General features: G+C 64.8%; 1 protein-coding gene. It reads right to left on the reverse strand.

The features are described from left to right. Positions 1–483, reverse strand: a 483-nt coding sequence (locus F6S12_RS32890; RefSeq protein ID WP_315870007.1) for a flavin monoamine oxidase family protein, incomplete at both ends; no start/stop codon positions are given.

Genomic DNA, 483 nt, shown 5'->3' on the forward strand with positions numbered 1-483 from the left:
CCAGACCTTGTAGCCGGAGCGGGCCGAACCCAGGTACTCCAGCTTGTCGGAAAGATCACCCCAGGTTTTCAGGAAACTCAGCAGGTTGCTGCGATCGGCTGGTGTCAGCTCCTGATCCAGGGCATGGCGATTGACGGCCTTGGCCAGCAGCTCGGAAAAATGCCCGCGGCTGTCATTGACCGCCTGGCGGATCTGCAACGCCGGCTGGTCAAGATCCGGACGCACCAGGGCGTTGCGGCTGGTATTGACCAGCACCTCCAGCTCCACCCCCAGCTCGCGGCAGTAGCCGAGCATCAACTGATGGTGGCTGGGCAGGCGGCCGGCCCCGGCATTGAGGTAGAACCCCTCCCCGAATTGCGCGACCTGGGTGCTGCCGTCGCTGTACTCCACCCGATCGCCACCACGCACCGTCCAGTTGCGCCCGCCGACCCGGTCCCGGGCTTCCAGCAAGGTCACCTTGAACCCGGCCTTGCTCAACTCGTA

The sequence above is a fragment of the Pseudomonas sp. JV245A genome, assembly GCF_032424515.1.
GTDB lineage: Bacteria > Pseudomonadota > Gammaproteobacteria > Pseudomonadales > Pseudomonadaceae > Aquipseudomonas > Aquipseudomonas protegens.